This is a genomic window from Paraburkholderia terricola (genome assembly GCF_003330825.1).
In the GTDB taxonomy this organism is placed as follows: Bacteria; Pseudomonadota; Gammaproteobacteria; order Burkholderiales; family Burkholderiaceae; genus Paraburkholderia; species Paraburkholderia terricola.
In genome coordinates this window covers 2,766,991-2,789,645 of the sequence record NZ_CP024941.1, presented here as the reverse complement: position 1 = coordinate 2,789,645, position 22,655 = coordinate 2,766,991, and the positions used below count along the sequence as shown (strand labels likewise).

At 62.8% G+C, this 22,655-nt stretch carries 18 protein-coding genes, 1 tRNA gene and 1 pseudogene; 11 read left to right on the top strand and 9 right to left on the bottom strand.

The window, feature by feature from the left end:
* Positions 1-80: 80 nt before the first annotated feature.
* The 5 genes from pheS to CUJ90_RS12320 all read left to right on the top strand — a co-directional run bounded on the left by pheS (position 81) and on the right by CUJ90_RS12320 (position 4,753).
* Positions 81-1,094, top strand: coding sequence for a phenylalanine--tRNA ligase subunit alpha (pheS, locus tag CUJ90_RS12340; protein ID WP_073430550.1), 1,014 nt, complete (start codon positions 81-83; stop codon positions 1,092-1,094).
* A gap of 143 nt (positions 1,095-1,237) precedes the next feature.
* Entirely contained in the window at positions 1,238-3,673 is a 2,436-nt protein-coding gene (gene pheT / locus CUJ90_RS12335) for a phenylalanine--tRNA ligase subunit beta (RefSeq protein WP_114162880.1), read from the top strand.
* 69 nt (positions 3,674-3,742) lie between these two features.
* The gene (locus CUJ90_RS12330; protein ID WP_028200202.1) at positions 3,743-4,153 is read left to right on the top strand and encodes an integration host factor subunit alpha; all 411 of its coding nucleotides are present in this window, start codon (positions 3,743-3,745) and stop codon (positions 4,151-4,153) included.
* 46 nt (positions 4,154-4,199) lie between these two features.
* Positions 4,200-4,613, top strand: coding sequence for a MerR family transcriptional regulator (locus tag CUJ90_RS12325; protein WP_073430548.1), 414 nt, complete (start codon positions 4,200-4,202; stop codon positions 4,611-4,613).
* A gap of 63 nt (positions 4,614-4,676) precedes the next feature.
* Positions 4,677-4,753: transfer RNA gene (locus CUJ90_RS12320), tRNA-Pro, on the top strand.
* Positions 4,754-4,943: 190 nt separating this feature from the next.
* On the opposite strand, the gene CUJ90_RS12315 is transcribed toward CUJ90_RS12320, so the two are convergent.
* The 4 genes from CUJ90_RS12315 to CUJ90_RS12300 all read right to left on the bottom strand — a co-directional run bounded on the left by CUJ90_RS12315 (position 4,944) and on the right by CUJ90_RS12300 (position 10,680).
* The gene (locus CUJ90_RS12315) at positions 4,944-7,778 is read right to left on the bottom strand and encodes an ATP-binding protein (protein WP_114162879.1); all 2,835 of its coding nucleotides are present in this window, start codon (positions 7,776-7,778) and stop codon (positions 4,944-4,946) included.
* Positions 7,775-8,911 (bottom strand): substrate-binding domain-containing protein, encoded by a 1,137-nt coding sequence (locus CUJ90_RS12310; RefSeq protein ID WP_114162878.1) that lies wholly within the window; start codon positions 8,909-8,911, stop codon positions 7,775-7,777. Before CUJ90_RS12310 ends, CUJ90_RS12315 begins: the two co-directional genes overlap by 4 nt.
* Positions 8,912-9,164: 253 nt before the next feature.
* The gene (locus CUJ90_RS12305; protein WP_114163542.1) at positions 9,165-9,791 is read right to left on the bottom strand and encodes a dihydrofolate reductase family protein; all 627 of its coding nucleotides are present in this window, start codon (positions 9,789-9,791) and stop codon (positions 9,165-9,167) included.
* A 172-nt stretch (positions 9,792-9,963) separates the two neighbouring features.
* Entirely contained in the window at positions 9,964-10,680 is a 717-nt protein-coding gene (locus CUJ90_RS12300) for a FadR/GntR family transcriptional regulator (RefSeq protein WP_244219919.1), read from the bottom strand.
* 331 nt (positions 10,681-11,011) lie between these two features.
* Between CUJ90_RS12300 and CUJ90_RS12295 the strand changes: the two genes are divergently transcribed.
* From CUJ90_RS12295 to CUJ90_RS12280, 4 genes are all read left to right on the top strand, one after another.
* Complete coding sequence (locus tag CUJ90_RS12295) at positions 11,012-12,022, top strand: zinc-binding alcohol dehydrogenase family protein (protein WP_114162874.1); 1,011 nt, start codon at positions 11,012-11,014, stop codon at positions 12,020-12,022.
* Positions 12,023-12,038: 16 nt separating this feature from the next.
* Complete coding sequence (locus CUJ90_RS12290; RefSeq protein ID WP_114162873.1) at positions 12,039-13,175, top strand: mannitol dehydrogenase family protein; 1,137 nt, start codon at positions 12,039-12,041, stop codon at positions 13,173-13,175.
* Positions 13,176-13,305: 130 nt separating this feature from the next.
* Complete coding sequence (locus CUJ90_RS12285; RefSeq protein ID WP_083084130.1) at positions 13,306-14,592, top strand: MFS transporter; 1,287 nt, start codon at positions 13,306-13,308, stop codon at positions 14,590-14,592.
* 5 nt (positions 14,593-14,597) lie between these two features.
* A complete protein-coding gene (locus CUJ90_RS12280) occupies positions 14,598-16,145 on the top strand; it encodes a UxaA family hydrolase (RefSeq protein ID WP_422879689.1) in 1,548 nt (515 codons plus the stop codon).
* Here CUJ90_RS12280 and CUJ90_RS12275 read toward each other — a convergent pair.
* Entirely contained in the window at positions 16,138-17,277 is a 1,140-nt protein-coding gene (locus CUJ90_RS12275) for an acyl-CoA dehydrogenase family protein (protein WP_114162872.1), read from the bottom strand. The genes CUJ90_RS12280 and CUJ90_RS12275 overlap by 8 nt on opposite strands.
* 12 nt (positions 17,278-17,289) lie before the next feature.
* The gene (locus CUJ90_RS12270) at positions 17,290-18,498 is read right to left on the bottom strand and encodes an acyl-CoA dehydrogenase family protein (RefSeq protein WP_114162870.1); all 1,209 of its coding nucleotides are present in this window, start codon (positions 18,496-18,498) and stop codon (positions 17,290-17,292) included.
* Between the two features lie 448 nt (positions 18,499-18,946).
* Here CUJ90_RS12270 and CUJ90_RS12265 point away from each other — a divergent pair, with 448 nt between their 5' ends.
* Positions 18,947-19,135 carry a hypothetical protein gene (locus CUJ90_RS12265; protein WP_114162869.1) on the top strand — a complete coding sequence of 63 codons (189 nt, stop codon included), beginning with the start codon at positions 18,947-18,949 and terminating at the stop codon, positions 19,133-19,135.
* Between the two features lie 37 nt (positions 19,136-19,172).
* Here the strand turns inward: CUJ90_RS12265 and CUJ90_RS12260 are convergent.
* A pseudogene (locus CUJ90_RS12260) lies at positions 19,173-19,427 on the bottom strand (DUF2000 family protein); the annotation flags it as partial.
* A gap of 51 nt (positions 19,428-19,478) precedes the next feature.
* On the opposite strand from CUJ90_RS12260, the gene CUJ90_RS12255 reads away from it, so the two are divergent.
* The gene (locus CUJ90_RS12255; protein ID WP_073430538.1) at positions 19,479-19,859 is read left to right on the top strand and encodes a DUF5594 family protein; all 381 of its coding nucleotides are present in this window, start codon (positions 19,479-19,481) and stop codon (positions 19,857-19,859) included.
* A 141-nt stretch (positions 19,860-20,000) separates the two neighbouring features.
* On the opposite strand, the gene CUJ90_RS12250 is transcribed toward CUJ90_RS12255, so the two are convergent.
* Together CUJ90_RS12250 and CUJ90_RS12245 are read right to left on the bottom strand one after the other, a co-directional pair.
* Complete coding sequence (locus CUJ90_RS12250) at positions 20,001-22,112, bottom strand: phosphocholine-specific phospholipase C (RefSeq protein ID WP_073430537.1); 2,112 nt, start codon at positions 22,110-22,112, stop codon at positions 20,001-20,003.
* Between the two features lie 80 nt (positions 22,113-22,192).
* Positions 22,193-22,522, bottom strand: coding sequence for a hypothetical protein (locus CUJ90_RS12245; RefSeq protein ID WP_083084123.1), 330 nt, complete (start codon positions 22,520-22,522; stop codon positions 22,193-22,195).
* Between the last annotated feature and the right edge of the window lie 133 nt (positions 22,523-22,655).

Below are 22,655 nucleotides of genomic sequence, written 5' to 3'. Positions count from 1 at the left end.
GGGCTCCTCACCGAGCCCCGTTTTTGTTGGTAGAACCAGTTTTGCATCGATTGAACACTGACGTTGAAATGATGGGATCAATGGATCTGGACCAGATTGTCGCCGACGCGCAAAAAGCCTTCGCAGAAGCCTCCGACGTCACCACCCTCGAGAACGAGAAAGCCCGCTTTCTCGGTAAATCGGGTGCGCTGACCGAATTGTTGAAGGGCCTTGGCAAACTCGATCCTGAAACGCGCAAGGCTGAAGGCGCACGGATCAACCTCGTCAAGCAACAAGTGGAAGCCGCGTTGACGGCGCGCCGTCAGGCGCTGGCCGACGCGTTGCTGAATCAGCGTCTCGCCGCTGAAGCCATTGACGTCACGCTGCCCGGTCGCGGCACCGGAGCCGGCAGCCTGCACCCGGTGATGCGCACATGGGAGCGCGTCGAACAGATTTTTCGTACGATCGGATTCGACGTGGCCGATGGCCCCGAAATCGAAACCGACTGGTACAACTTCACCTCGCTGAACAGCCCGGAAAACCATCCGGCGCGTTCCATGCAGGACACTTTCTACGTCGACGGCAAGGATGCCGACGGCCGCCAACTGCTGCTGCGCACGCATACGAGCCCGATGCAGGTGCGCTACGCGCGCACCAACACGCCACCGATCAAGGTGATCGTGCCGGGCCGTACATATCGCGTGGATAGCGATGCAACGCATTCGCCGATGTTCAACCAGGTCGAAGGTCTGTGGATCGACGAGAACATCAGTTTCGCGGACCTGAAGGGCGTCTATACCGACTTCCTGAAAAAATTCTTCGAGCGCGACGATATTCTCGTGCGCTTCCGTCCGTCGTATTTTCCGTTCACGGAACCGTCGGCCGAAATCGATATGCTGTTCGAAACGGGCAAGAATGCCGGCAAGTGGCTCGAGATTTCGGGCTCAGGCCAGGTTCACCCCACGGTGATCCGCAACATGGGTCTGGACCCCGAGCGCTACATCGGATTTGCTTTCGGCAGCGGGCTCGAACGGCTCACGATGTTGCGTTACGGCGTGCAGGATCTGCGTCTGTTCTTCGAGAACGATCTGCGTTTCCTGCGCCAATTTGCGTGAACCGGCGCGTACGAACGCGACAAGCATAGAGCGCGGCACCGCACACAGTGCATGCCGCCAGCGTCCCCGGCAGTGTGGATGAATCACTCGATCAAGCGCACCGCCGGACGTGGACCTAACCTGATCAGAACGTACACAGAACCATGCAATTCCCGGAATCCTGGCTGAGAACTTTTGTCGATCCGCAACTCACGACCGATGAACTGTCGCACGCGTTGACGATGGCGGGTCTCGAAGTCGAAGACCTGCGGCCGGCCGCGCCACCGACCTCGAAGATCGTCGTGGGCCAGGTGCTGGAAGTCGTCAAGCACCCGGACGCGGATAAGCTCAACGTGTGTCAGGTCAATGCCGGCACCGGCGAAACGCTGAACATCGTATGTGGCGCGCCGAATGTCGCGCCGGGCATCAAGGTGCCGGTCGCGCTGGTGGGCGCGCAATTGCCGCCAGCCGAAGCGGGCGGCGCGCCGTTCGCGATCAAGCTCTCGAAACTGCGCGGCGTGGAAAGCCAGGGCATGCTGTGCTCGGCACGCGAACTGAAGCTATCGGAAGACCATAGCGGCCTGATGATCCTGCCGGAAGATACGCCGATCGGCCAGGACATCCGCGAGACGCTCAATCTCGACGACACGGTCTTCGAAATCAAGCTGACGCCGAACAAGGCCGACTGTCTGTCGGTGTTCGGCGTGGCGCGCGAGACCTCGGCGATCACCGGTGCGCCGTTGCGCCCGCTCGAGATCAAGCCGGCGCCTGTCCAGCTCAACGAAACGCTGCCTGTGAAAATTTCGGCGCCTGATCTGTGCGGCCGCTTCTCGGGCCGCGTGATCCGTGGCGTCAACGCACGCGCGAAGTCGCCGCACTGGATGGTCGAGCGCCTCGAACGTTCAGGCCAGCGCAGCATCTCCGCGCTCGTCGACATCTCGAACTATGTGATGCTCGAACTCGGCCGTCCGTCGCACGTGTTCGACCTAGACAAAATCCACGGCGGCATGGACGTGCGTTGGGGCCGCAAGGGCGAAACGCTCAAGCTCTTGAACGGCAACACGGTCGAACTCGACGAAAGCGTCGGCGTGATTGCCGACGAACAGCATATCGAGAGTCTCGCCGGCATCATGGGCGGCGACAGCACCGCCGTCACGCTCGACACGACCAACATCTATCTGGAAGCCGCGTTCTGGTGGCCGGACAGCATTCGCGGCCGCTCGCGCAAATACAATTTTTCCACCGACGCGGGCCACCGCTTCGAGCGCGGCGTCGATTACGCGACCACGGTCGAGCACATCGAGCGCATCACGCAACTGATCCTCGATATCTGCGGCGGGCAAGCCGGCCCGGTCGACGATCAGATCGTCAATGTGCCCCAGCGCGAGCCTGTGAAGATGCGCGTCTCGCGCGCGAATCGCATCATCGGCATCAAGATCGACGCGGACGAAATCGCGCGGATTTTCACGCGCCTCGGCCTCACGTTCGAACGCGAGGGCGATACGTTCTCGGTGATGCCGCCGTCGTATCGCTTCGACATTGAAATCGAAGAAGATCTGATCGAGGAAGTCGCGCGTATCTACGGCTTCGAAAAGATCCCGGCGCGTCCGCCGGTCGCCACCAGCGAAATGCGCGCGACCCATGAAACGCAGCGCTCGATCCACGTGCTCCGTCACGCGCTCGCCGCGCGCGATTACGCGGAAACGGTCAACTTCAGTTTCGTGGACGCCGAGTGGGAGCAGGACTTCGCCGGCAACGACAAACCGGTTCGTCTGCTGAATCCGATTGCCAGCCAGTTGTCGGTCATGCGCACCACGCTGTTCGGCAGCCTGATCCACGTGCTGCGGACCAACCTGAACCGCCGCGCGGCCGACCGCGTGCGCGTATTCGAAGCTGGCCGCGTATTCCTGCATGATCCGTCGATCAAAGCGGGCGAATTGACGGTCGAAGGTTTCGCGCAGCCGAAAATGATCGGCGCGCTCGCATACGGCGCCGCGCTCGAGGAGCAGTGGGGCGCGTCCACGCGCACGGTCGATTACTTCGATGTGAAGGCAGATCTCGAAGCGGTGCTCGCGCCAGCAGTGGCGCGCTTCGTGAAAGCGGAGCATCCGGCATTGCATCCGGGCCGCTGCGCGCGTATCGAACTGAATGGACGCGCAGTCGGCTGGATTGGTGAATTGCATCCGCGCTGGATGCAGAAATATGAATTGCCGCATGCGCCGATTCTGTTTGAAATCGAAGCGGACGCATTAATGCAGCGGGTATTGCCCACGCCGGTGGAAGTGTCTAAATTCCCACCGGTGCGTCGCGATATCGCGGTGGTCGTCGACCAGAAAATCGAGGTTCAGGCGCTGCTGGACGAGCTTGGGAAAGCGCAATCGGAAGAGGCCTGCAAGACCGTTCAGAGGGTTGCAATTTTCGACGAATTCCGTCCAAAATCAAACACTTCCGGTGGTCTGGCCGCGCACGAGAAAAGCCTTGCGTTCCGTGTGACCTTGCAAGATACTGGCGGAACCCTTCAGGATGAAACGGTCGATCTGGCCATTCAAACTCTGGTGGAACGTCTGGCTCGAGCATTTGGCGCAAGGTTGCGTGGATAACCCGCATTTAATATTTGCACGGCATTTTTCCGCAACTTCTGTTTCTGCTTGGCGCGCCATTTGATAGATATGAATGAAATGAACTCGAGTGATTTCGAAGCCCTTCTTACGGCGCAACGCAGCGCCATGATTCGCGATATTCCGACATCACCCGCGGCCGTTTCCACCGAAACGCCCACGCTCACCAAGGCGGAACTTGCCGAGTTGCTGTTCGACAATGTCGGGCTCAACAAGCGGGAAGCGAAAGACATGGTCGAGGCGTTCTTCGAAGTGATTCGCGACGCGCTGGAGAGTGGCGACAGCGTGAAGCTGTCCGGGTTCGGCAACTTTCAGTTGCGCGACAAACCCCAGCGTCCCGGCAGAAACCCGAAGACCGGCGAGGCGATTCCAATCGCCGCGCGCCGCGTTGTGACGTTTCATGCAAGTCAAAAGCTGAAGGCACTGGTCGAGAACGGCGCTGAAGCGAGCTTCACGCGCTGATCGACTGGCGCGTTCCTGCGCAACCCACCACGACGGCTAACTGACGATGACAGCGACGATCGAAAAAGTCGTCTTGCCTCCGATTCCGGCGAAGCGCTACTTCACCATCGGTGAGGTTAGCGAACTGTGCGGCGTGAAACCGCATGTGCTGCGCTATTGGGAGCAGGAGTTCACGCAGTTGAGGCCGGTCAAGCGGCGCGGCAATCGCCGGTACTATCAGCATCATGAGGTGCTGTTGATCCGGCGGATTCGTGAGTTGTTGTACGAGCAGGGCTTCACGATCAACGGTGCGCGCAACCGGCTCGACTCACATGGTGGTGGGGCACACGCTGCGTCGGCGGAGATGGTCGGAGAAGGCGAGGGCGTCGCGATGCCGGCAGCGGCAACAGCCACCCCCACGGTTGATGTCGAGCAGTTGCGCAAGGAATTGCTGCAGGTGATCGACCTGTTGGGTCGCTAGGTCGCTTTGTTGGTGTGCGGCGGTTCTAATCGAATAAAGTGTCTGTTATAATTCCTTGCTGTTCGGGGCGTAGCGCAGCCTGGTAGCGTACCTGCATGGGGTGCAGGTGGTCGGAGGTTCAAATCCTCTCGCCCCGACCAAAGATCAAAGCCGCACGCCGAAAGGCGTTGCGGCTTTTTCATTGGCGCCTGAAATTCGAGCCGCCTTCAAGGCGCATGAGACGCTTCCATATCCACGTTGCGTTACCGCGTTGAAAGCACAGCATGACGGTCTACAGGCGAGACGATGCCCGTCATCACCTCACGGCCCATCAAGCACGCTCCACGATTCTCACTCAGACGTCCCAACGGCGGCTCTGTATTGCTCGATGAAACGAAGGATTGCCTTGGACTGGTAGTTCTTCGCCAACTGGCAAAGGTGATCGGCGAAAGGGCGATAGCGCTCGTCGAGTTCAATCAGGTGCGCGGCGTGTTGCGCGATGGCACGCATGTCGCCGAGTCGCGCCAGGTAGTGCAGCGCTTCGATCTCCTCGGGCGGTGGCACGATCAACGCCTCGGCGGCGGAGTCGGCGGCAGGTACTGTCGTTCGGCCCGATGCAATGGCTTGCGTATTCGGAACCTCGTCACACCACTCGATCTTCAGGAGGGCCGCGAGCTGTGACAACAGCCCGCTGAAGTCGATCGGCTTTGGCAGAAAGGCGTTCGCACCGGCTGCCAGGCTTTCCGCCGCATCGGTCCTCGAGGCGCTGGCGGAAACCGCGACAATGGGCAGATCGCGGAACTCCGGCATCTGGCGCAGGCGGCGCGTGACTTCGAGCCCGTCCATCCCCGGCATGACGACATCCATCAGGACGAGCGCCGGCCGCAGCGCTTTGGCTTTCTCCAGGGCTTCCAGTCCATTGCCGGCCTCGGCCATGTCGAATCCGAACTGGCCGAGCATATCGACGGCCACGGCACGGTTTTCCGCCACATCATCCACGACCAGCACAGTCTTGCGCGGCCCCTTGTAGCCGCTTGCCGCCCACTCGGGCGGGACGACAGCCGCCATGGGCGCAACCACCGGCACGTCCAGTTCGAACCAGAAAGTGCTGCCAGCACCGCGGCGGCTTTCGACGTGGATCTCGCCGCCCATCAAGCGCACGAGCTGCCGGCTGATGGCGAGACCCAGCCCCGTGCCGCCATGCCGATGCGAAACGTCGCCCACTTGCTCGAAAGCCCGGAAGATCGCCTCCAGATGTTCCCGGTCTATGCCGATGCCCGTGTCCCGCACTTCGAAACGCAGCCGCCCCGGCGGGGAGAAACCGACGCATAGACGCACACTTCCCTCGTCGGTAAAGCGGATTGCATTCGAGAGCAGGTTGAGCAGCACCTGGCGCAAGCGTTTTTCGTCGACTCGTACGCCTGCGGGAAGATCAGGTGGCATTTCAAGCGCGAAGGCCAGGCCCTTTTCCGTTGCCTTCACCCGGATCGTCTCGGCAACGAAGTTGATGAACCGGTCGAGCGGAATATCGGACATGTTGAGCTCCACCCTCGCGGCGTCGATCTTGGCCATATCCAGGATGTCGTTGATGAGCGCCAGCAGGTATTCGCCGCTGCGCTGGATCACCGTGAGCCCGTCGATCTGGCGTTGATCGAAATTCTTGTCGCGCTTGAGGATCTGCGCGTAGCCGAGAATCCCGTTCAACGGTGTGCGCAGTTCGTGGCTCATGTGCGCAAGAAAGTCGCTCTTGGCCTGGTTGGCCGCGTCGGCGCGCTCCTTGGCGACGGCCAGTTCGGCCGTTCGTTCGCGGATCATGTCCTCGAGGTGCTCGCGATAGCGCCGCAGTTCCTCTTCGGCGCGCTTGTGCTCCGTGATGTCGCGCGAGATGCCGAGCAGGAACTTCGGTTCGCCATGCACATCGACGATCGGGATCTTCATCGTATGCACGAGGCGCGTTCCGTGACGCGTGTGAACCAGTTCCTCCGGCACGTCGATCATCTGCCGCGACTCGAGCACGGCACGATCCTTCTGCGCGAAGAAACTGGCCTCCCGCGCCGGAAACAGGTCGTGGACGGACTTGCCGATGAGTTCCTCGCGCCGGTAGCCGAGCAGTTGCTCTCCCGCCTTGTTGAAGCGCACGAAGCGCAGGGTCGCCGCATCCTTGACGAAGATCGTGTCCGGGATGTGCTCGACGATGCTGTTCAGGAAGTGCTCGCTTGCTCGCGCGGCCTCTTCCGCGTGCTGACGTTCGACGATCTCGGCGGTCCGGCCCGCAAGCGCGGTGCTGAGTTCGGCCGTGCGTCGCGCGACGCGCGCCTCCAGTTCGGCATTGAGTTCCTTCAGCGCGTCCTCGGCTTGCCTGCGCTGGCGCCGGTCTTCCAGGAACTGCTCGACCGCGCGCGCCATGTCGGCAATTTCGTCGCCGCCGTGCACGGGCACGCCGGCTTGCGCGCTGTCGACATCACCGTGCCGCAGCGAGTGGCTGACCTGGCGCAGTCGCGCCACGACGTGGCGTCCGAGGAATGCGCTGGCAATCAGCCAGGCGAGCAGCAGGCTTATCGCAACCTCGCCGATGACCCATCTGCGCGTGCGGTCCGAGTGCTCGGCCAGATCCTGCACCGCTTCGCGGTACTTGTGCGTGAAATAGTCCGACTGCCGGCGCGCCGCGACGGCGAGGGTGTCGGCCTGGCGGCGCAGATCGTCGTCCAGGCTCGCCAACGACGCGCCGGGCTGCGAGGCGGACATCGGCGTGGCGCTGGCGCTCAACGCGGTCTCGCGCACCTGCGCCTCGATGTTGACCGTGTTGCGGAAGTGCTGGCTCGATCGGCGCAGCGCGAGCGCGTCGACACCGACGTCCTCGCCCGTGGTCGCGGAGGCCACGCGGTCCATCAGACGATCGAAGGAGGACAACTCGTCGAGGATGTGCCGATGCGTCTCGCGCACGGCGTCGACGGTATCGTCGCTCGACAACTGCAAGGCCATGCGTTCGATCATCAGGGTGTGCTGCGCGAGGCCCTGCGCATCCTCCAGGCGCGCCAGCCGCTGCTCGGCCAACTGGCGGATCGCGTAGGCCGAACCGGTCAACGAATAGATGGTCGTGGCGCCGACCGCGACCACCAGGGCCGCGAGGCACGAAACCACGAGCGCGAATTGCGCGGTGAGCGACTGTGGGAGCGGTAGTTTCACGGGCGTTGCCAGATGCGGCGATAGATGTCGCGATAGCCGTTGGCGGGGTCGTAGATCAGGCGGTCGCCGCCGTCCGCGGCGATGTTGTCCGCCGTCACGAGATGCACCGGAAACACGTAACCCGTGACGGCTTCCCGGGCCAGGAGCCGGTTCATCTCGTCGATCAACTGCCAGCCGTGCAGGTTCAGCGGTTCGGCCACCGTGCCGGTCTGGAACGTGCCCGTCCGGATGCGCAGAAAGGCGGACTCGCTGCCGTCGCCGGCCGAGAGCATGACCATGGCGGCGTTCGATAGCCCGGCCTGGGTCAGCACCGGGGCGGCGTAGTCGAAGTAGATGTCGTTGATCGCCAGCGCATGCGTCCAGCGCTTGCCATAGTGCGCGAGCAATGCGCGTGTCGTGCCCGGCATCAGTTCCTGATTGCGCGAGATCGCCACGTCGCGCACTTCGAGCAACGTGCAGCCGCCGCACGCGCGCACGACGGCAGCCATTGCATCCGCCTTGCCTTGCGCAACCTCGAAATTGGTGTCGGTGAACACGACGGCTCCCGCATGCCCGCCGGACTGCGCGATGGCTGCCAGCGCGGTGACGCGCGCGACCTCGAGCGGATCTGTCGATACGTTCATCGCCACGGGCGTGCCGGGTACGGGTCCGGCCTGGGCCGCGACATGCCAGCCGACGATCGGGATGCCCCGTTCCGCGAACGGCTGCAGCCCGGGCAGCAATGCGCGTGCGTCGCCGCCGACGATGATCAGCCCGTCCGGACGACTTGCCAGCCCGTTGGCCAGCATCTTGAGCCGCAGATTCGGGGTGCCGCCGCTGTCGAATATCTTCACGCTCCAGCCGATGGCCTTGGCCGCCTCCAGCACCCCGTCGACCACGCCGAGGATGCCGCCGTTGCGCAAATCCTCGGCGACGACGGCGATGTATTTGCCGGCCTGGGCGCGCGGTCCCTTGCGCGGCCCGTTCCAGGGCGCGGCGGGTTGCGTCGCGGCTTCGACAACGCGCTTCGCTTCCTCCAGGTAGTCCCTCGTGGCGACGACCGAGGCGGCGGACACGGGGGCCGTCAACACACCCTGCGCCGTGGCAACCCACGGCATACACACGCATGCCAATGCCAGAAGCAAGCCCCTCATGCTGTTCCCCAAGGGCACTATCGGGGTCGTTGGACCCGCCGTTGAAGATGTACCCAGATGCAGCCCGCAGCGTGACCCCGCGAACGACATACTATACCCCGGGCCGCATGGCGTCGGTCGTGCGTTGGCGAGCAAAACGACGCCTGGCCGTGGTGACAGCCAGAGCGCGCAGCGCCGGTAAAAGTCTTTGAAACGGCTGCGATTCGTGCTTCCTGGCAGCTTGCCGGGACGCGCGCTCTCGCTGCGCGGAGCGTTAATCGACTTCTTCGAACGTTCCTGTGCGTACCGCGCCGTTGCGCAGGTAGCGGGTGACCAGCACGCCGTGAGGGGTGCTGGCCGAGTGCGCCAGAGTCAACGCGGACGCTGCCGCGTCGTCGCCGAACAGGCGCTTGCCGCGCCCCAGCATGACGGGATAAATCAGAAGCCGAAGCTCGTCCACCAAACCGGCCGCGAGCAGTTGGCGCACCATGTCGCCGCTGCCAAACGTCAGCAGATTGGCGCCGTGCCGATCTTTGAGCGCGCGTATCGCGTCGGCAAGCTCGCCCTCCAGCGCATGACTGTTCTGCCAGTCGAGGGTGTCGGATCGATGCGTGGCCACGTGCTTGGGTACGCTGTTGAACAGGTCGGCGATGGCGCGGCTGTTTGAATCGGCCGGTACGCGCGGCCAATACGACGCGAATATGTCGTAGGTGCGGCGCCCCAGCAGCAAGTCGAACGGCTGCGAGAGCAGATCGTGCAAGTGTTGGCCGGTGGCTTCGTCCGCATAGGGAACGATCCAGCCGCCAAGGCGGAATTCGCCGCTGGGATCTTCTCGCGGCCCGCCAGGCGATTGAATGACGCCATCCAGACTGATGAAAGCGGAAACGATGAGCTTGCGCATGATGCTCTCCTGGTCCACGAACCCGATCGGTTCGTAGATACGACGAACGAGTCGCATGGGGATCGACAACCGCCAGCGGCCTGCACGTGCCGGCCGCGCTCCGAGCGCCCGCGGTTAACAAGCGTCGCTCGATGTCCCGGTTCCAGGTGTCGCGCCGATCTGATGACGCCGGCTAATGACCCGTGTTGAGCGAGCCGATCCAGCGAACTTCAGACGCCTTCAGATGCAACCGCATGGCCGTTTGCGCCTCCAGCGCGTCGCGCGCGATCAGCGCGGCGACGATCATTTCGTGCTCGACGAGCGCCGCACTCCAGGTCGATGCGTTTTCCGTCTGACGTCTTAACTTTTCCGCGATGGGTGCGTGACGCTCGTCGAACAGTTCGCCGACCACACGTGTCAGCACCGCGTTCTGCGCCATCTCGGCAATACACATGTGAAATTGCCGATCAGCCTCCACGGGCGAACCGCCTTCCGCGATCGAGCGCCGCATGTCCGCAACGAGTTCTTGTAGACGTGACAGGCCCTCGTCGGTCAGACGCGCGCACGCCAGCGACGCAACGCAACCTTCGATTGCCGCGCGCGCCTGCATGATGTCGCTTGGACTATCGCCGATCTTGTCGCGTAGCGCCTCGGAGACCGGTGCGGCGGAGCACACGAAAACGCCGGCGCCCATTTTGATCTCGACCACACCCTGAATTTCGAGCGCGATCAGCGCCTCGCGCACGGAGGGCCTCGAGACATTCAACTGCTGGGCCAGGTCGCGTTCCGGAGGGAGCCGGTCGCCCGTCGAAAGATGATTCGCCGCGATATACGCGCGAATCTGATCGCCGATCAGATGATAAAGCCGGCGCGGCTGTACCGATTTGAGTTCCATGGTCTGAGCTTTCATGCATCGGTTTGGTTTAAATTGGCCTGACCTGAAAGGGCGCCGAAACGCCACATAGGTACGGGTTTACACCTAAAACACCCGTGGATTCGCCCGAAACATCTCCGTATTTACCCGCGAATCGGCAAAGTGGCTTGACCAATTCTTATTGAGAAAACTATTCTACGCCCAACAAACGCGTCGGGCTGCTGCTCTGATTTGCGCAGTGTGCGGCGGCTTCGGGTAGTCAGCGAGTCTTTTCCCGCTCATTCACGAGCCCGCGAAAAAGACAGCGTGGAGGCAGAGAATGTCTCTGTCCGATCCATGACGAATCGTCAATAAAGGCCACTTAATCATGCTTACTGTTATTTGTGACAACCCCGGAACGCTCCGCTCGGAGATGCGCTCGATTCCCGAACGCGCGGCGGGCGAGGTTCTGCTCAGAGTCAGGCGCGTGGGTGTGTGTGGCACCGACATGCACATCTTCACGGGGAATCAGCCCTACCTCCAGTATCCCCGCGTGATGGGCCACGAACTGTCGGGCACGGTCGAAGAGGCCGACGACAGTTCGGCCTTGAACGTCGGCGATGCCGTGTATGTGATGCCGTATCTGTCGTGCGGCAAATGTATTGCGTGCCGTAACGGCAAGACCAATTGCTGCGTGAACATCCAGGTCCTCGGCGTTCACCGGGACGGCGCGATGACCGAGTATCTGAGCGTGCCGGCCCAGTTCGTACGCAAGGCGGAAGGCGTGACGCTCGACCAGGCCGCCATGGTCGAATTTCTCGCGATCGGCGCGCATGCGGTACGGCGCGCGGACGTCAGCGCCGGACAGCGCGTGCTGGTTGTCGGCGCCGGGCCCATCGGCATGGCGGCCATGATCTTCGCCAAGCTGCGAGGGGCCACCGTGACCGCCCTCGATTCACGAGCGGATCGCCTGGCCTTCTGTTCCGCGAAGATAGAAGTGGCGGCGTCGGTTGCCCTCGGCGAGGGGGATGTCGAGCGCCTGAGCGAACTCACGGACGGCGAATTCTTCGACGTGGTATTCGATGCAACCGGCAACGCGGACGCCATGCGGCGCGGCTTCGAGTTTATTGCGCACGGCGGGAAATACGTCCTCATCTCTGTCGTCAAGGACGTCATATCGTTCTCCGACCCCGAGTTCCATAAGCGCGAGGCGACGCTGCTGGGCAGCAGAAATGCGACGCTGGAAGACTTCGACACCGTCCTCGACGCCATGCGCGCGGGGAAGATTCCCGACGCGGCGCTCAACACCCATCGTCTGCAACTGTCGTCCCTTCCCACCGAATTTTCGAAGCTGCTGGCGCCCTCCGCGGGTGTCGTCAAAGCGATTGTCGAATGCTGAAGGGCGAGCTCTGCGAATGACAATCACGACCTGTCCGATTCTTCAGTTTGGAACCAGCCGATTCTTGCAAGCGCATGTCGACCTGTTCGTGTGCGAGGCGGCGCGCCGTCATCCAGACGACACGTTGGGCAAGATCGCCGTCGTGCAAACGACCACGAGCCCGCAAAGCCGCGCGCGTATCGAGGCGCTTCGCGCAACCGGCCGATATCCCGTTCGCATCCGCGGTTTGCAGCGCAAGCAGACAGTCGACCTGACCATCGAATGCGATAGCGTCGCGCAAGCGCTCCACGCCGACGATGACTGGCCCGCATTGCTCGAGCGCATCCGGGATCAGGTGGAGGTGATCGTGTCGAACACGGCGGACAACGGCTATGCGCTGTTCGCCGAAGACACGGCCTCCACGCTGGCCGCAGGCTCCGCGCCGCGCGGCTTCGCGGCGAAGCTGGCCGCTTTGCTGCACGAACGTTATCGCGCGGGAGGCAAGGCGATCACCGTGCTGCCCTGCGAACTGATTTCGCGCAATGGCGATGTCCTGCGCGATCTGGTGATGTCGGTCGCGCGTGGCTGGCACATGGAGCCGGGCTTCCTCCACTACCTGGCGCATGACTGCATCTGGGTCAACTCGCTGGTCGACCGGATCGTCTCGGAAGCCATCGATCCCGTCGGGGCGGTGGCCGAGCCCTACGCGCTGTGGGCGATCGAGCGTCAGGAGGGCATGGTGCTGCCGTGCCGGCACGAGAGCATCATCGTCACCGACGATCTGGCCCATTTCGAACGCTTGAAGCTTTTCCTGCTCAATCTCGGCCACACGATGCTTGCGGAGTTCTGGCTCGGTTCGCGAGGAGAAGCCGGCACCACCGTACTGGATGGCATGCGCAACGAATCCTGGCGTGGAGCGCTTGAATCGACATGGAAGGATGAAGTGCTTCCGGTTTTCGAGGCACTGGGCCAGTACGAAATCGCCAGCAAATATCTCGACGACGTGCGCGATCGTTTCGAAAACCCGTTTCTCGCCCACCGTCTCGCCGATATCGCCGGCAATCATCAGGAAAAAAAGCAGCGCCGACTGAAGCCGGTCGTCGATCTCGCGAGTGAACTAGGCATCCGGGTCGAGCAGAAACGGCTCCGGCACGCGCTCGGGGGCGGCACTTAAGGCGGCACCTAAGTTCGCACCTAAGTTGCACCTCAGCGGCCCGAATCAGTTCCTCGCTGTCCTCAATCCAAAAACAATCGGTCCAGCGGAAAAACCGGAGACCGTCAACTCAGAAGCATAGGAGACGAATATGCGCAGTATGCGTTGGGTAGTGATATTTCTCTGCTTTCTCGCCATCGCGATCAACTACGTCGATCGCGCGAATATGGCCGTCGCGGCACCGGCAATCCAGAAGGCGCTCGATATCGGCCCGGCTCAGATGGGACTCATCCTGAGCGGATTCTTCTGGACCTATGCGCTGATGCAAATGCCGTTCGGTTGGTTCGTCGATCGCATCGGCGCGCGAATCGCGTTGCCGCTGGCGGTCGGCTGGTGGTCGCTTTTTACGGCGCTCACCGCCGCGGCGACGAGCGTCACCGCCATGTTCGGCTGCCGTCTGCTGCTTGGCGTGGGTGAAGCGGGGGCCTATCCGTCCTGTGCAAAACTCGTGAGCCAATGGTTCAAGCCGGCGCAACGCGCGCTCGCCACGAGTATCTTCGATAGCGGATCGCGCGTGGGCTCCGCGCTTTCGATTCCGCTGGTCGCACTGATCATCAACGCGCTCGGCTGGGAAGCGTCGTTCATCATCACCGGCGCCGTCGGGTTCGTTTGGGTGCTCGGCTGGTTCCTGATCTATAGAAGTTCATCGCGCGGGGATCTCACCGGCGAGGCCGACGCCGTTGCGCGGCAACAGGCCGCGCCGAAGAAGAAGATTCCGTGGCTTTCGCTCTTCAGGCACCGGACGCTGTGGGGCATGATGCTCGGCTTCTTCTGCCTGAACTTCGTCATCTATTTTTTCATTACCTGGTTCCCTAGCTATCTTGTTCAGACGCGCGGCTTCTCGCTGAAATCGCTGGGTACGCTAGGCATGATTCCCGCGCTCATGGCGATTCCGAGCGGCTGGCTCGGCGGATATGTGTCCGATGCGCTGTATCGCCGCGGCTGGAGTCTGACCAGGGCTCGCAAGACCTGCATGGTGGGCGGCATGCTTCTTTCGTCGATCATCACGCTCTGCGCGTTCACGACGAATATCTATCTGATGCTGGCATTCTTCGGCATCGCGTATGGCAGCCTGTCGTTTGCCGGGGCGAGCATCTGGTCCCTGCCCGGCGATGTCGCTCCCACGCCCGATCACGTCGCATCCATCGGCGGCATTCAGAACTTTGCGTCGAATCTCGCCGGCATCGTGATCACGACGTTCACCGGCCTGATGGTGTCGCTCACGCACGGGTCGTTCACGATTCCGCTGTGCGTGGCGGGCGGCTTCTGTGTGCTTGGCGCGTTCAGCTATCTGGTGATCGTGAAAAAAATCGAACCGTTGTCCGTGGACGACGACGCACATTCCCCCGCAGAGAGCCCTGTTCAGTCAGCGGTATAAACATCATGCCTTCGATCTCGACCGTATCCGATCTTGCAGCTATTCGTCTCCACGACAACGACGATGTCGTGATCGCAACCCGGCAATTGATGTCCGGCGCGCGCATCGCGTCGGAGAATCTGGTGGTCGCCGGACTCATTCCGCCCGGCCACAAGATCGCGACACGCGATATGGCCGCCGGTGAGCCGGTGAAACGCTACAACCAGATCATCGGCGTGGCCAAGGAACCGATCTCTCGTGGTCAGCACGTCCACGTTCACAACCTCGGCATGGCCGAGTTTTCACGAGAGCATGCATTCGGTGTCGATCTGCATCCGACTGAATACGCGCGCGAGCCCGCGACCTTCATGGGCATCCGCCGCGACGACGGACGAGTCGCGACGCGCAATTTCATCGGCATTTTGACGAGCGTGAACTGCTCGGCCACCGTCGCGCGCGCCATCGCCGATCACTTCCGGCGCGACGTGCATCCGCAAGCGCTCGCGCCTTACCCCAACGTCGACGGCGTGGTCGCATTGACGCACGGCCTCGGCTGCGGCATCGACACGATGGGCGAAGGTCTCGCGGTGCTGCGGCGCACGCTGGCCGGCTATGCGATTCATCCGAACTTCCACTCGGTGTTGTTCGTCGGGCTCGGCTGCGAGACGAACCAGATTTCGGGTGTACTGGAATCGGCCGGGTTAAAAGCGGGAGAGCGGCTGCGCAGCTTCACGATTCAAGACTCCGGCGGAACGCGAAAGACCATCGAACGCGGTGTCGACATGGTGAGGGAGATGCTCGCCGATGCCAATCGTGTCACGCGCGAACCGTTGCCGGCCTCGCATCTGATCGTCGGTTTGCAATGCGGCGGGTCCGACGGCTACTCGGGCATTTCGGCGAACCCCGCGCTGGGCGCCGCGGTCGACCGGCTGGTACGGAACGGCGGCACGGCGATTCTCTCGGAGACACCGGAAATCTACGGCGCCGAGCATTTGCTGACACGTCGCGCCGTCAGTCGCGAGGTGGGCGAGAAACTGCTGGCACGCGTTGCCTGGTGGGAAAACTATTGCGCGAGGAACGGCGCGGCGCTCGACAACAATCCGTCCGCGGGTAACAAGGTCGGCGGTTTGACGACGATTCTCGAAAAATCCCTCGGCGCGGTGGCCAAGGGCGGCACGACCAATCTCGTCGAGGTGTATCAGTACGCTGAACGCATCGACGCAAAGGGATTCGTCTTCATGGACTCACCGGGCTACGACCCGGTTTCGGCGACAGGGCAGGTCGCGTCAGGCGCCAATCTGATCTGTTTCACGACCGGGCGCGGTTCCGCATACGGCTGCGCGCCATCGCCTTCGTTGAAACTCGCGACCAATACAGCGCTGTGGGAAAGGCAGGAGGACGACATGGACATCAATTGCGGCGGCGTGGTGGACGGCAGCGCCTCGGTTGCGGAACTCGGCGACCTCATCTTCGAGCGCATGCTCGAATGCGCATCCGGGGCCCCGTCGAAAAGCGAAGCGAACGGTTATGGACAAAACGAGTTCGTGCCGTGGCAATTGGGCGTCATCACCTGAACGATTCGCGCCCCAGCGCCACGAATCTCTCCAGATGATGGTCCTCATCGCCTAGCTGATGATCGATCATCACGAGGCGCTTCGCATAGTGAGCGAGCGGCAGTTCCCACGTCATGCCGATTCCGCCATGCAGTTGAATACACTCCTCGGCGACCAGCGTGCCGATCCGGCCGATACTGTATTTCGCCGCCGAAAGCGCACGCTCGCGAACCGTGCGCGCAGCGCCCAACGCCGCCGCCGCATTGATCACCGCCGAGCGCGCCTGCTCGATTTCGAGCAGCAAATCGGCCATGCGATGCTGCAACGCCTGGAAGCTGCCGATGGGCACGCCGAACTGCTTGCGCGTGTGCAGATACTCGAGCGTGTGCTCCTTCGCGACATCCATTGCGCCGACCGCTTCGGCGCACAGCGCCAGTACCCCGCGGGCAATCGCGTATTCCAGCGTGGCGTAACCCTCGCCGGATAGGCCGAGCAGCGCGCCGTCGTCGAGCGACACGTTGTCGAACGTCACTTCGGCCGCGCGCCCGCCGTCGATCTTGCGATAGCCGCGCACGCCGACACCCGCTGCATCGCGCGGCACGAGAAAGAGCGTCACGCCTTCTTCTTCGTCGTCGGCGCCGGCGGTGCGCGCGGAAACCAGAAAGAGCGAAGCATTCTCGCCGTGCTGAACGACCGCCTTCGCGCCGCTCAAGTGCCATGCGTTACCGTGGCGCTCGGCACGCGTCGTCACGCGAGCCGGCTCGTAGTGGCTGTCCGGCTCGCCATGCGCGAGCGCGACGATGCGCGAACCGTCGATCAATTCGCCGAGCAGCGCTTTCTGCATCTCGTTGCCGCTCTTCGCAATCGCCTGGCCGACGATCAACGTATCGAGAAACGGTTCGACGACGAGGCCGCGGCCCAGGCACTCGAACACCACGGCGATATCGAACCCGTCGCCGCCAAAGCCGCCGTTCGCCTCGTCGAACAACGCGCCGATGATGCCTAGCTCCGCGAAGCGATGCCACAGTTCGGCGCTGAAGCCCTGCGCCGAGGCCGCAATCCGGTCGCGCGTCTGGAAGCCGTATTGCTCGCTGATAAAACGGTTGAGCGTATCGGCCAGCATGCGGCGGTCTTCGGTGTGCTGGAAGTCCATGAGTTGCGCCCCTTACAGTCCCAGGATCATTTTGGAAATGATGTTCTTCTGGATTTCGTTGGAGCCGCCGAAGATCGACAGCTTGCGGTTGTTGAAGTACGAAGCCGCCGCGCTCGCGGCTTCGTCGGGGCCGACCGGCTCGCCCGCGAAACCGTCATGCAAGGCTTCTTCGATGAACGGCTGCGCGTATGCGCCCATCGCGCGGCGCGTGAGCGACGAGATCTCCTGGCGAATCTCCGTGCCGCGAATCTTCAGCATCGAACTCTCCGCGCCCGGCACGCCGCCGCCGGCCACCGCCGCGATCACGCGCAGGTTGGTGGTCTTCATGTTCTCCAGGTCGATCTCGACGCGCGCCATGCGCGCCGCGAACAAGGGATCTTCCGCCAGCGGCCGACCGTTGCGCCGCTGTTTCGCGGCGATCGTGCGCAAGCGGTTGAACGCGGCCACGGAGAAACCGACGCCCGCGATATTGGTGCGCTCATACGTGAGCAGATACTTCGCGTAGGTCCAGCCCTTGTTCTCCTCGCCGACGAGATTCGCGGCCGGCACGCGCACGTCGGTGAAAAACACCTCGTTGACTTCGTGCTCGCCGTCGAGCGTGATGATCGGCCGCACCTCGACGCCCGGCGTCGTCATATCGATCAGCAGGAAGCTGATGCCCTCCTGCTTGCGCACGTCGGTCGCGGTGCGTACGAGGCAGAAGATCATGTTCGCGTAGTGGCCGAGCGTGGTCCACGTCTTCTGGCCGTTGACGATGTAGTGTTCGCCTTGCGCGTCCATGCCGCGTACCGCGGTGGTTTTCACCGAGGCCAGATCGGAACCCGCGCCCGGCTCCGAATAGCCCTGGCACCACCAATCGGAGCCGTCGAGTATGCGCGGAAGCCAGTGGCGCTTCTGCGCGTCGCTGCCGTATTTGATCAGCACGGGGCCGAGCATGTTGACGCCGAACGGCACCACGCGCGGCGCGCCCGCCAACGCGCATTCGTTTTCGAAGATGAATTTCCGCACCGCATCCCAGCCTGGGCCGCCGTATTCCTTCGGCCAGTGATTCGCGAGCCAGCCTTGCGCGTTGAGAATCGCGTGCCACTCGGCCATGTCGTCGCGCGTGAGGCGGCGTCCGCCGTGCACCTTGCTGGCGAGACGTTGCGGGAGCTTGTCGCGCAAAAAGGCCAGCACGTCGGCGCGAAAAGCTTCTTCTTCGGCAGTGAAGTTCAGATCCATGACGAGGGTGTCCGTGAAGGTTGAGTAGAGCAGCGGTGCGCGGGCAGGCCGCCGCCGGCCGAGATGTGCTTACCGCAACGAAGCTCGATGATGTGGCAAGTCAAACCTTTTGATCGAGGCTCGCAAAATCCGCGCCGCGCAATTCGCGCGTCACGGCGTCGGCCGAAGGGTTGAGGCTCATGGGTTGTCTCCTGATTCCGATCGGGTGTGCCGAGTCCGGTGAATGCCCGATTGTCGGTCGGTCAGGCTTTATTGACAATCACATGGAGTAGATGCTGTATAGGCCGAACCACATCACACGCGGGCGTCGGTGACTTTCATCGAGCTTGTTCTGAAGCAGGCGTGGGAAAGCGGAAGAGAATTACGGCTTGAGCGGTCGCGGGTATGCTCAACAAAAACGAAGAGCCGTGCGCCATCGGGCGACACGTGAAACCCAGAGGAGACACGGATGAAATGGGCCATCGCCTTTCTGGCGCTGCTTGCAAGCGCCATTGTCGTCGTACTGGTCGCGCGCCTGCCTGCCGAGCAGGCCATCCGTTTCGCCGGTTATGCGGGCACCGCGCTCCTTGCCGCGCTGGTCAGCTTGCTGTTTCGCTGGCGGGCCGCCAAACGCGAGCAACGAAAGGCGCCGCGATGAACCGACAAGCCGACGTGCAAAGCGTCGCGCGCGACAATCAGGCATGCAGCGATAGACCCTTGACCGCCTTGTCGACGGCCTTCTTCGCGCCGCGCACCGCGAGCCCGACGAGATCGGGCGCATCGGCGGGTTCGGCGCGGAACACCTCGCGGTTCGCCTGATCGTGGCCGGTCGAGAACATCGCGCGCACATAGACCACGCGCATCAGTTCACGCTCGATGCGCTGGCGAAAGGCCCGCAACAAACCAGCGTTGTCCGCCTGGTACACCATCATCGGTTGACCGAGCAGCCGCACACGCGTGCTACGATGCTTCGCTCATTGCGCAGAGCGTCGGAGACACCCATGCGTCCACAGAATGCCGCCCGTTTCGATGAACAGTTCGCGCCGCGCATCGCCGAGGCCATCGCCGCGTGTTTCGCCACCACCGTGCATACCGAAGTGCTGCCTTACGGCGGCCACGGGCATCCGACGCGCGTGCGGATTCATGCCGCGCCGATCGACGATATCCGCCACTACGCGCATCCGTTGAATCTGTATCTGACGTGGGACAGCGACGAGATTGAAAGGTTGGTGAGCGCGCGAGAGCCGGCGCGCTTCGACAACTATCTGGCCGCGTTGCCGCGCAAGCTCACGGCCTGGCGGCATGCGCGCGAACTGGATTTTCTCTCGCATACGCAGGGCGAGCCGGTGATGTTGATCGGCGGGCTCGACTTCGAGTCGTGACGGTGGTGCGGCTCGCAGCCGCTCGAAGCCGCTCGCGGCGCGCTTGCGAAGACGAATGAAAAAGCGGCCGCTGCTCGCTTCGCAGCGGCCGCTATCTTTCCCGCGGACGTCTGACTGCTTCGGCCGAATGCTAAGCGAGCGTCAACCGCCCAGCGCCGGATCGCTCATGCTGCTCTTGCCGGTTTCCACGTGGCCGGCAAAACGCCGCGCGAACAGCGCATCCTTCTCCACCGTGATCGCCAGGTCGTACCAGCCGTAGGCGTTGCGCAGGTCGAGGTAGATCTGGTCCGTATCGCCGCCGCGCACCCAATGCTTGATTTCGTGTTTCGGGTCATAGGCGTTGACGATATGGAAGCGGCAACGCTCGCTGCCCACATTGATGAGCCGCAACTGCAGATTGCCGTTCGCGACGTCGTAGCCTTCCTCGACTTCAGGACGCGCGATGCCCGATCCGTCCCACCAGCTACGGGCGACCGGCCGGCCCGCAAAGCGCCGCAGATAACCGTTCGGACCGTGCACGGTGAAGTCGTAGGTGCCGTCGGCATTCAGCGGCAACTCGTCCTGCAAACGCTTGCCCGCTTCCACCGTATAGGTGCGCGGCGCGGCGAGGCCGTTCGCGGTGTAGACCAGGAACACCGCGCCGGTGCTGCCCGTGTTGACGAAACGCATCACGAGCTTATTGAGCGAACCTTCGCCGTGAACGCGCACGAAGAGTTCGTACGGCAGCGCGCGAGCCGGCCGCACGCCGGGCTCCTGCTTCGGCACCGCCTGCACGGCCGGCGGCAGCGGCACGTAGTCCGGGTGGCGATTCTGATCGGGCGGCACATAGCCGCTCGTGCTCGGCAGCTTCGGGAACGCATCGTTGGGGTTGCTGAAGTTGAAGGCCGACGTCAGGTCGCCGCATACCGCGCGGCGCCACGGCGAGATGTTCGCTTCGCCCAGATTGTTCTGCGCGCCGAAGCGCTGTTCGATGAAGCGGATCACCGACGTATGGTCGAACAGTTCCGAGCACACATAGCCGCCTTTCGACCACGGCGAGACCACCAGCATCGGCACGCGCGCGCCCAGTCCGTAGGGACCGGCGGGTCTTTTCGCATCGCCGGGATAGATCTCGTTGACCGTGTCGACGGTGGACAAGCCATTCGCGCTCGAGGCCGGCGCGAACGGCGGCGAGATGTGATCGAAGAAGCCGTCGTTCTCGTCGTAATTGATCAGCAGGACCGTCTTGCTCCACACCTCGGGGTTCGACGTGAGAATCTGCAAGACCTGATCGATGTACCACGCGCCGTAATTGGCCGGCCAGTTCGGATGCTCGGAATACGCCTCGGGCGCGGTGATCCACGAGACTTGCGGCAACGTGTTGTTCTGCACGTCGCGCTTCAGAATGTCGAAATAGCCGTCGCCCTTCGTGGCGTTCGTGCCGGTGCGCGCGTTGTCGTACAGCGGGTTGCCCGGCTGCGCGTTGCGGTACTGGTTGAAATACAGCAGCGAGTTGTCGCCGTAATTGCCGATGTACGGATTCTCGGTCCAGCCCCATGAGCCCTTCGCGTCGAGTCCCACGCCCACGTCCTGATAGATCTTCCACGAGATGCCCGCGTTTTGCAGCACTTCCGGGTAGGTGGACCAGCCATAGCCGAGCTCGGAATTGTCGATCACCGGACCGCCGCCGCTGCCGTCGTTGCCCACCCAGCCGCTCCACATGTAATAGCGGTTCGGATCGGTCGGGCCCATCAGCGAGCAGTGATACGCGTCGCAGATCGTGAAGGCGTCGGCGAGCTGGTAGTGAAACGGAATGTCCTCGCGCGTGAGGTAGGCCATCGTCGTGGCGCTCTTCGCGGGCACCCACTGATCGTAGCGGCCGCCGTTCCATGCCGCCTGCGAGCTGTTCCAGTCGTGCGGGAGATCCTGCAGGAACTGCATGCCGAGGTTGGACGCGGTGGGACGAAACGGCAGCACGTAGCCGGCATCCGCGGCGAGCGGCTGATACCACACCGGTTTGCCGTTGGGCAGATTGATCGCGCGCGTGTCGCCGAAACCGCGCACGCCCTTGAGCGTGCCGAAGTAGTGGTCGAACGAGCGGTTTTCCTGCATCAGCACGACGATGTGCTCCACGTCGCGGATGGTGCCGGTTGCGTTGTTCGCCGGAATGGCGAGAGCGTTGCGAATGCCCAGCGGCAACATGCTCAACGCGGTCACGGACCCGGCGGCATGCGCGGCGGAGCGCAGAAAATCACGGCGATTTTTTGATGTCATGGTTTTGGCCTTCGATCTCGGTAGAGGAACGAACCACGCGACGCGCGAGCATGAACCCGCGCATTGCGTGGACGCGGAACTCAATCAACGGTATGAATGACGGGTGGGGCGAGCGGCGTCGACGCGGCGGCGGACAGTGCCGGGTCGGCGCTTGATGCGGGCAGTGCTGGGCTTTGAATCGTGACTGCTGCGGGTGCGGGTGATGCGGATGACGGATCGGCTGAGAGGACCGCCGGGGTGTTGCTGTTATCTGCCGAAGCGTTGTCTGAACGTCGGGCAGCGCCGGCCTGGCTCGGGTCGCGGCCCTCGTCTCCGCATGCGCCGATCAGCGCGCACAAGGACGCGGTGACCAGCGCGCCCGCCAAACGTTTGCGATAAACAGCAAGGGATGGCTTCGGCACAACGGACATGGCAACGACTCCGGCACGGGGAAGGGGTGCGAGGGCATCCGTGTGCCCAGGTCAGCGATGCAGAAGCATAATCGCTTACCTGTGTAAGTTTTGTGAAGAGGTAGTGAGGGGTTTTTATTGTCGGCATGCCGCT

Bases quoted from the DNA above. Each gene is read 5' to 3' on its own strand.
- pheS (WP_073430550.1), top strand. From the start codon at position 81: ATGGATCTGGACCAGATTGTCGCCGACGCGCAAAAAGCCTTCGCAGAA.
- pheT (WP_114162880.1), top strand. From the start codon at position 1,238: ATGCAATTCCCGGAATCCTGGCTGAGAACTTTTGTCGATCCGCAACTC.
- CUJ90_RS12330 (WP_028200202.1), top strand. From the start codon at position 3,743: ATGAATGAAATGAACTCGAGTGATTTCGAAGCCCTTCTTACGGCGCAA.
- CUJ90_RS12325 (WP_073430548.1), top strand. From the start codon at position 4,200: ATGACAGCGACGATCGAAAAAGTCGTCTTGCCTCCGATTCCGGCGAAG.
- CUJ90_RS12310 (WP_114162878.1), bottom strand. From the start codon at position 8,911: ATGAGGGGCTTGCTTCTGGCATTGGCATGCGTGTGTATGCCGTGGGTT.
- CUJ90_RS12305 (WP_114163542.1), bottom strand. From the start codon at position 9,791: ATGCGCAAGCTCATCGTTTCCGCTTTCATCAGTCTGGATGGCGTCATT.
- CUJ90_RS12300 (WP_244219919.1), bottom strand. From the start codon at position 10,680: ATGAAAGCTCAGACCATGGAACTCAAATCGGTACAGCCGCGCCGGCTT.
- CUJ90_RS12295 (WP_114162874.1), top strand. From the start codon at position 11,012: ATGCTTACTGTTATTTGTGACAACCCCGGAACGCTCCGCTCGGAGATG.
- CUJ90_RS12290 (WP_114162873.1), top strand. From the start codon at position 12,039: ATGACAATCACGACCTGTCCGATTCTTCAGTTTGGAACCAGCCGATTC.
- CUJ90_RS12285 (WP_083084130.1), top strand. From the start codon at position 13,306: ATGCGCAGTATGCGTTGGGTAGTGATATTTCTCTGCTTTCTCGCCATC.
- CUJ90_RS12280 (WP_422879689.1), top strand. From the start codon at position 14,598: ATGCCTTCGATCTCGACCGTATCCGATCTTGCAGCTATTCGTCTCCAC.
- CUJ90_RS12275 (WP_114162872.1), bottom strand. From the start codon at position 17,277: ATGGACTTCCAGCACACCGAAGACCGCCGCATGCTGGCCGATACGCTC.
- CUJ90_RS12270 (WP_114162870.1), bottom strand. From the start codon at position 18,498: ATGGATCTGAACTTCACTGCCGAAGAAGAAGCTTTTCGCGCCGACGTG.
- CUJ90_RS12265 (WP_114162869.1), top strand. From the start codon at position 18,947: ATGAAATGGGCCATCGCCTTTCTGGCGCTGCTTGCAAGCGCCATTGTC.
- CUJ90_RS12255 (WP_073430538.1), top strand. From the start codon at position 19,479: ATGCGTCCACAGAATGCCGCCCGTTTCGATGAACAGTTCGCGCCGCGC.
- CUJ90_RS12250 (WP_073430537.1), bottom strand. From the start codon at position 22,112: ATGACATCAAAAAATCGCCGTGATTTTCTGCGCTCCGCCGCGCATGCC.
- CUJ90_RS12245 (WP_083084123.1), bottom strand. From the start codon at position 22,522: ATGTCCGTTGTGCCGAAGCCATCCCTTGCTGTTTATCGCAAACGTTTG.